Raw genomic sequence first — 7,121 nt, forward strand, 5'->3', positions numbered from 1 at the left:
CCTGTGCGTGCGTTCACACCGCTATAGGTCGCATGCACAGTCTGAGCGATCCCCTGACGGAAGGACGCCTTGCCCGCCACGTTGGACTGATAGTAGGCCCGCTTCACACGACTGCCTTCACGCGCATCCCCCTGATACTCCCCGATCCGGGTCCAGCCTGTCATCCGCAGCTTCTCATGCTCAGAGGCATCTGCCACGATCACCTGGCTGCCTGAACCAAGCGCAGGGATGTACCCCTGGATCGCGTTGTTCAGTGCCACGTTGGCTTCGCTTGGATCATCGGACAAGGACTTCTGACGCTCAAGCTCACGCACGGATGCCAGCAAGCCTGTGACGGTCTCCATGCCTTTCTCTTCTGTCTGAGCCAGACCTTCGATGGACGCTCGTGTGTCCGCATCGAGCTCGCCGTAAGCATAGAGGCCAACTAGCCGCTCGATGGCTTTGATCAGATCCTCTGTCACCGTCTTTGGATCAGGACGATCTGCTTCACCGAACAGATGCGCGATAGCACGGGCATTCTTCAGCAAATGGCGGGATGTCACATCGCCCTTGGTCTGGTAAATCGCCAGAGCCTTGGCCTTTGCCTTGTAGCGATCGAGATTAACCCCGGCCAAGCCTGCAAGGGTCTCTTCCGCTGCAGACACACGACCGGCTAGGCTTGCCGGATCTTTCAGCAATGCACGGGCTTCTGTGAGACCCAGTGCCATCAGATCCGTTACAGCCATGCCCGCGTGCAGCGCAGACCATTCTTGTCGGCTCAGCTTGCGGCTAAACTCACTGGCCAGGATCTTTGGTACACCTTCTCGGAAGTCCTGCCGCAGAGCGTCGATCTTGGCTTTGACCAGGTTGACCAGGCGCAGCACAGGCAGGTTGCTCTTTGTCGCCCCTCGCAGATCGTGCAGTGCAGAGCGCACAGAGTCCCAGCCCTCGACGTTGTTGAGGAACATGGTCAGGCTTTCACCTTTTACCGCTGAGGCATTCTTGGAGCCCATAGCCGTGACAAAGCTCAGCACCTTGAGCCCCATCTTGACCGGCTTGGCCTTGTCCTTGGCAAAGGCATCAACCTTGGTTGTTGCCGCATCGGAGGCCTTCTCGAGGTACTTCGAGGCGTAGTCGTTGGACGCTTCGATCTTGTCACCGATCTTGCCAACAGAATTTACCACCCTGTTCTCGGATTCCATCTCTGACAACAATTGGGTCAGTCTATCCAGCTCTTTGCCCACCGAACCAAGACGACCGGGCTTTTGTAGGGACATGCGGGCCAGGAAGGACATGGAGGCTGTACCAACGCTGTTAATCGCTTCGTCCACCGAGTTCCATTTCACTTCTGTGCTCAAAGGAGCCTGCATCTCGACCAGGGCATTTCGTAGGCTCGGGCTTATCTGTGCCAGCGCCATGAAGCTCGCCAACATGTCGTTGTCCCGCCCGTTCTGTAGGAAGGCCAGCTGTGCTTCAGCCTCGTCCCGCAACGTGTTCCCGTCTGCCATCAGCATATCGACAGTCAGGTTCTCCAGTACATAATCATGCAGGTTATGAACCTGGCGCAGTTGTGTGGGATCCAGAACCAAGGAGCTGGTGAATGCCCCGTGGATTGATCGGAAAGCCTGACGTTCACGGGCAGTCATACGGAACCCAGAGGCCGCAGCACGCTCGGCTGTCTTCTTGCTTGACAGCAGGAACTCGGTCATATCCTTGCGCGCAATTGCGCGGGCATCGGTCTCGCTCAACCCGTCTTTGAGCAGCCCGTTCTTGTGCGCTGTCACCACTTGGGTCAGGCGTTTGGTATAACGGGATTCAAGATTGGACAGGCGGGCATCTGTGTTCCCTTCTGACTGGTTCAGAACCATGCCTGGCTGTGCACTCGGCAATGCAACATCTGCCATGAGCACACCTGCGTTGAAGCGCACATTGCTGAAGATATCCCGCCCTGGCAGATCCCTATTGCGAAGGCCCAGTAGATCTTTCAGGAGCTTCATCCCGGCCCGGACAATCCGACCCAGACGCTGATAGGTGTTCTGCGACTTACCAAGCTCGATCAGATCCTGGTTCGTCAGCATGTAGGAGAGGAACTCCATCACCTGCATGACAAGCATATGGATCCAGAACCCTGAACCCCACCTGTATCCTAATCGCTATTCTGACCAAAGCCCAAGAGAAGTACTGAGAAGTCTGGAGAACTTCTACCATGCAGGGGACATTCAGGTCGGGATGTTTTGGACACTGATAGCTAGGAGCCAGGCTATGTACGCCTAGGGATGTTAGGACCCTGTTTAATCAATCTATGAGGTAGTACTTTTTTTTGCAGTTATATAGTATACTCTCCAGGCACCCATCCCTCGCAGAAAAATGTCCGTCAAGTAGTGGTCACTTCGTTCTTGGTTCTGCTGACGCAGGCATAGAGATCCAGAAGAAGGGGCAGTCGGTAACACTGGGGCAGGTCGATACCGGGGAGGCTCGACTTGCTCTGAGGTGCGGTATGGCTTTACTCCTGTTGTAGACGCCTGCTTTAGGGGTCTCTTATGAGACGCGCGAAAGTCAATCTTACGCTGGACGCGGACGTCACTGAAGCGGCACGATCGCTCAGTCTCAACATGTCGCGTCTCGCCGAAGCCGCGATCATCGAGGCCGCCAAGATCGAACACAATTGCAAGTGGCGTGCAGAGAACCAGTCAACGATCAACGCCTATGCCGAGGAGGTCGCCGAAGAAGATCTTCCACTGGCTGAGTTCAGAAGTTTTTAGAAGGGAAGCACCTTCAGACAACAGATCACGGTGAACCAACGTCCAACTTCACCAAAGACGGGCTGAACCAAGACAAAGGCATCTCAAAGTCGGGTATTTGTGGTTCTGCTCTGAACCAACCCATGATGTGATCATTGCTCAGATCATGACAGCCGCCCTATTTCATATAAAACGTAAGTGATCACTGATCACATCTTGACGGTCGCCCTACTTCAGACAGAATACAAGTGATCATTGCTCACATATGGAGAGATGTCATTGACCAGAACTACGAAGCCTTATCATCACGGTGATTTGCGCAATGTCTTGCTCAAGATCGGGATGGATCTGCTGAGACAGGACGGGCAGGCGGCTGTCATCATGCGTGCCTGCGCCAAGATTGCGGGATGTGCTCCATCGGCCGTGTCCCGTCATTTCAAGGACCGTAAGGCTTTGGCGACAGTGCTGGCCAAGGAAGGATTTGATCTGTTGGGCAATCGAATGAACGCAGCTGTCGAAAATGTGGATCAGAACGCTCGGCATCACGTCGCGGCAAGAGCTTATATCGACTTCGCCATGCGAGAGCCGCACCTGTTCCGGCTGATGTTTCAAGGTGATCTTATTGATATCGAAGACCCCGATCTGCGTGCCGCCTCTGAGTTCCTTCGAAACGATTCTGCGCTAGCCAACCCTACAGCACCCAACCAAAAGGACGATGAAGCTGTATTGGCTTGGGCTATCGTGCACGGGCTAGCTAGCCTGGCCATAGACAGCCAGCTGTGCCGAGGTCTGCCAAGTGACCCAAAACAGAGAACAGACGCACTCATGAGGATCCTGGATCAGACGGCATCGCCTTTTAAAGACTGACATCAAGCCGTGCGTTGTGACGAACCTCCTGATCGGAGGCCGCGAGGGTTAGATCAGCTACGGAAAGGTACAAGGCACGCGCTGACGCCAATGGTTCCTTCTCACCCCCGATCTAGGGAGCAGAACGCACTGAACTGACTTTTAGGTCAAGACGCAGGCGTCAAACGGCGCAGACCTCGAGTAATATCAGCCTTCTTCTGGCGCACCTGCGCCAAGTCGTACGCAACTTGCATCCGCAACCAATGGTCGGCACGGCCCCCAATCACAGCTTCCAGTCGCACGGCCATTTCGGGCGAAATCGCACTGTCGCAGGAAAGGACACGGTGCAACTGTTGGCGCGTGACGCCAAGAGCCACAGCGGCTTGCGCCGTGGACAGGTTCAAGGCCTCCAGGTCGTCTTTCAGACCTTCGGCGGGGTGGGGCGGGTTCATCATAGGCATTTTGCTCTCCTTTTTAGTGGTACTGCTCCAAATTCAGGATATCGAACTTGCCGTCTTCATGGGTGAAGGTGATGCGCCAAGGGCCATTCACGCTCACTGACCAGATCCCCTTTCGGTCGCCTGTCAACTCGTGCAACCTTAAGGATGGGCGGCTCAACTCTTCTAGGCCTTCTGCCTCATCCAAAATGGCTAAGATTGAGGCTATACGACGGGCTTGATCAGGGCGGATTCCCTTCGCTTTTCCGGTCGAATAGAAGGTTTGAAGTCCTTTGTGCTTAAATCCGATAATCATAGCTCGCTGTAGCATGTAAAGTTACATATTACAATAAGTATGTATTGCCGCCCGTTGGATGATGGGGGGCTTTGTCTTAAGTGCCTTTCCCTTCGCAGCCGCTGTCGCTGATGCCCTAGCGGAAGCGGAGTCCCTCACAGGGCAAAGTCTGAGAATAGCGAGCACCTACCCTTTGATGCAGGTTCCCGACTAGACTCAGGCATCTATCTGCGACTGCGCCCGCAGTTGCATCAATCCCACAAAGAGATGAACCAACCTGAACGCCCGCAAAACTTGATAAAGTAGACCATCGAGAACATGTCTAGCTGTATAGCTAGATAGGATGATAGCCATGTGGACACTTCAGGGTGCAAAGAACAAGTTCAGTGCGGTCGTTGATGCTGCTCTTGCCGGCACACCGCAGGAGGTCACCCGACGTGGTAAACCTGCCGTGGTCATCTTGGCTGCTGACGAATACCACCGCTTGCTTGAGAGTGCCGTTCAATCACGGGAAAGCTTTGCGGATCATCTGATGGTTTTCCCAGGAGAAGATATGCCTCGGGCTCAGGCAGCTCCGCGTGACGTCAGCTTTTGATGTACATTCTTGATACCAACATCATCTCCGCCGTGCGTCGGCCAGATCGCGCACCCAAAATGGAAACGTGGTTGCGTGGAAAGCGCGAGCAGGATCTGTTTCTAAGCGTCATCACGCTTGGCGAAATAGAACGCAGCATTCGACAGCAGGAAACACGAGACCCTGGATTTGCACATGACCTGCGGACCTGGCTCGATCGGACAGTGTCGTTTTTTTCCGACCGGCTGCTTTCCTTTGAGGCTGAGGACGCCCGTATTTGGGGCCATCTCTCGGCAAAGGTTGGGCATACCGGCCCAGACCTGATGATTGCAGCGACAGGGCTTCGACACGGGGCGGTTGTCGTCACTGGCAACGTCAGTGACTTTGCCCCAACGGGTGTGTCGATTGAGAACCCGTTTGAATAGGGTTCAACAGCGCGACGCAGTTTGGAAACCCGCAGGCTAGGTCAAGTTGATTTGAAACTGGTTCCCGCGACATTGGTAACGGCAGGTCAAACATTGATCGCGCTCCAAAGGGCGCTTACCGGAAGTGCAAAGTTCCTGCCCCCGAAGGTGAGCTTTTCTTGCCCAAGGTAGAATACAATCCCTGTGCATGTTCTACTGCGGCCAGGTCCGTCTTTCGAGAACCATTTGAGATGTTTGAAATCTTCGCTGCCGACTGATGCAGACGCTTTGACCTCTACGCAAACCAGATGGCTGCCTCCATCAATCAGAATGTCGATTTCCCGCTGGTCTGCACTGCGCCAATGGTAGAGACGATAATCTGCATCCTGCATTGGTACCGCGCGCTGAATTTCGTTTAGAACAAAGCTTTCAAGCAGGCCACCAAGCGCTTGTGGGTTGTTATCGATTGTGAAAGTTGCCTCAGTAAAACGCCGCAAAGCGCAGGCGATACCTGAATCTGCGAAGTGATATTTTGGGTTTTTGATTTCCCGCTTACCCTCACCCGATGTCCAAGCCCCTAGCTTGGTCAGCATCGACAACCGCAACAAGATGTCCAGATATTGCTCAACTGTACTGCGTTGCAGTTTGGTCAGTTTAGACAGTTCGGAAACATTGATTTCTTGCGCGGACCGTGCTGCCATCTGATCGATCAGGATCCGCAAAGCGTCTGGCTTTCGAACTGGTGTAATATCGGCCACATCACGTTCAACCACTGCATCTATATAGTCTCGATACTGCCGCTGACGGGATCTGAGTGGCAACCCTCTGGTTTCTGGGAAACCACCTTGCAGAACAAGAGCGATATAGTCGCTTCGGCTGACAGGCGCTGGATCGGCTATCTGCTGTAACTTGGGGTCGTTTTGCATCGCCCAATCCATCAGGCGGTTGACAGGGGCGCGTTTGATTTCAGCGACTGACAAAGGCCAAAGCTTGAGTGTACGCATCCTGCCCGCAAGCGAGTCAGCGACGTCCGTGGTTGTGAATACATTGGAGGAACCAGTAAGGACAAATTGTCCCTTGCGCCGGTTAGCGTCGACCACCCTTTTGATTGCGAGAGCCAGCTTCTTGGATCGCTGAGCCTCATCGATGATAAGCGGCGCGGCGTCCAAATTTTCTATCAGACTGGTAAGCTGCCCTTCCGGGTCCGCTTCAATGGCAGCTAAGACTGCCGCGTCATCCAAAGTGATAAAACGGCCATTGCCAAACAAGTCTCTGACAAGGGTTGTCTTACCAACCTGCCGTGGGCCAATAAGATTGACGACACGTGCTGTTGCGATCGCATCTTCAAGCTCTGCAACAAGATGCCTTGGCAGATAGTCTTCTGCATCAGTCATGGACTTTGGTTTCTTTCCAGCGTCTGGGGTATACGAAAAAGAGGGCGGCTCATCGCATCGAGCTGCATCTCAAAGTTATCACCATTTGTCTACTAAAAGACTCACCATTTGTACATTAGAAGTATCACGATTTGCTCATTACAGTTTCATTTCTAAGTGAGTTGAAGGCCGTCAGAATCAGGAAGCCGGGGTTAGATCCAACCAGTTTCGGAGTAGCTGCGTCAGATGGAACCAAGGAAGGATGGGGAGAGCATGCTTCAAGCCCTCGCGCGCGCTATGATTCAATCTATTTAACTAGATTCTCTATAGCGCTTGTAGCTCGAACAGGCACTCGCCGCTGCGCGCGGCTGCGCCGTGCTCGGGCGGCACCTGTTCGAGCTACAAGCTATAGAGTTTATTAAATTATATAGATGAAGTGTCAGATGATAGAATGGCTATGCATTGTATACAC

At 53.7% G+C, this 7,121-nt stretch carries 8 protein-coding genes; 4 read left to right on the forward strand and 4 right to left on the reverse strand.

All coding sequences use genetic code 11. From position 1 onward, the window contains the following. A partial coding sequence (locus AC13DE_RS00085; RefSeq protein ID WP_483046620.1) for a hypothetical protein occupies nucleotides 1–2,093 on the reverse strand: 2,093 nt, incomplete at its 3' end. A gap of 426 nt (nucleotides 2,094–2,519) precedes the next feature. Here AC13DE_RS00085 and AC13DE_RS00090 point away from each other — a divergent pair. After that, nucleotides 2,520–2,741: a type II toxin-antitoxin system CcdA family antitoxin gene (locus AC13DE_RS00090; protein ID WP_483046621.1), complete on the forward strand. Its 222-nt coding sequence runs from the start codon at nucleotides 2,520–2,522 to the stop codon at nucleotides 2,739–2,741. A gap of 258 nt (nucleotides 2,742–2,999) precedes the next feature. Next, entirely contained in the window at nucleotides 3,000–3,587 is a 588-nt protein-coding gene (locus AC13DE_RS00095; protein WP_483046622.1) for a TetR/AcrR family transcriptional regulator, read from the forward strand. Between the two features lie 146 nt (nucleotides 3,588–3,733). Here AC13DE_RS00095 and AC13DE_RS00100 read toward each other — a convergent pair whose 3' ends face one another. Both AC13DE_RS00100 and AC13DE_RS00105 read right to left on the reverse strand, forming a co-directional pair. Continuing rightward, a complete protein-coding gene (locus AC13DE_RS00100; protein WP_483046623.1) occupies nucleotides 3,734–4,027 on the reverse strand; it encodes a HigA family addiction module antitoxin in 294 nt (97 codons plus the stop codon). A 13-nt stretch (nucleotides 4,028–4,040) separates the two neighbouring features. After that, entirely contained in the window at nucleotides 4,041–4,319 is a 279-nt protein-coding gene (locus AC13DE_RS00105; RefSeq protein ID WP_483046624.1) for a type II toxin-antitoxin system RelE/ParE family toxin, read from the reverse strand. A gap of 331 nt (nucleotides 4,320–4,650) precedes the next feature. On the opposite strand from AC13DE_RS00105, the gene AC13DE_RS00110 reads away from it, so the two are divergent. Next, nucleotides 4,651–4,893, forward strand: coding sequence for a type II toxin-antitoxin system Phd/YefM family antitoxin (locus AC13DE_RS00110; protein WP_483046625.1), 243 nt, complete (start codon nucleotides 4,651–4,653; stop codon nucleotides 4,891–4,893). Continuing rightward, complete coding sequence (locus AC13DE_RS00115) at nucleotides 4,893–5,297, forward strand: PIN domain-containing protein (RefSeq protein WP_483046626.1); 405 nt, start codon at nucleotides 4,893–4,895, stop codon at nucleotides 5,295–5,297. Before AC13DE_RS00110 ends, AC13DE_RS00115 begins: the two co-directional genes overlap by 1 nt. 86 nt (nucleotides 5,298–5,383) lie before the next feature. Here AC13DE_RS00115 and AC13DE_RS00120 read toward each other — a convergent pair whose 3' ends face one another. After that, the gene (locus AC13DE_RS00120; RefSeq protein ID WP_483046627.1) at nucleotides 5,384–6,670 is read right to left on the reverse strand and encodes an ATP-binding protein; all 1,287 of its coding nucleotides are present in this window, start codon (nucleotides 6,668–6,670) and stop codon (nucleotides 5,384–5,386) included. Between the last annotated feature and the right edge of the window lie 451 nt (nucleotides 6,671–7,121).

It is taken from the genome of Sulfitobacter sp. L-8 (genome assembly GCF_056859255.1).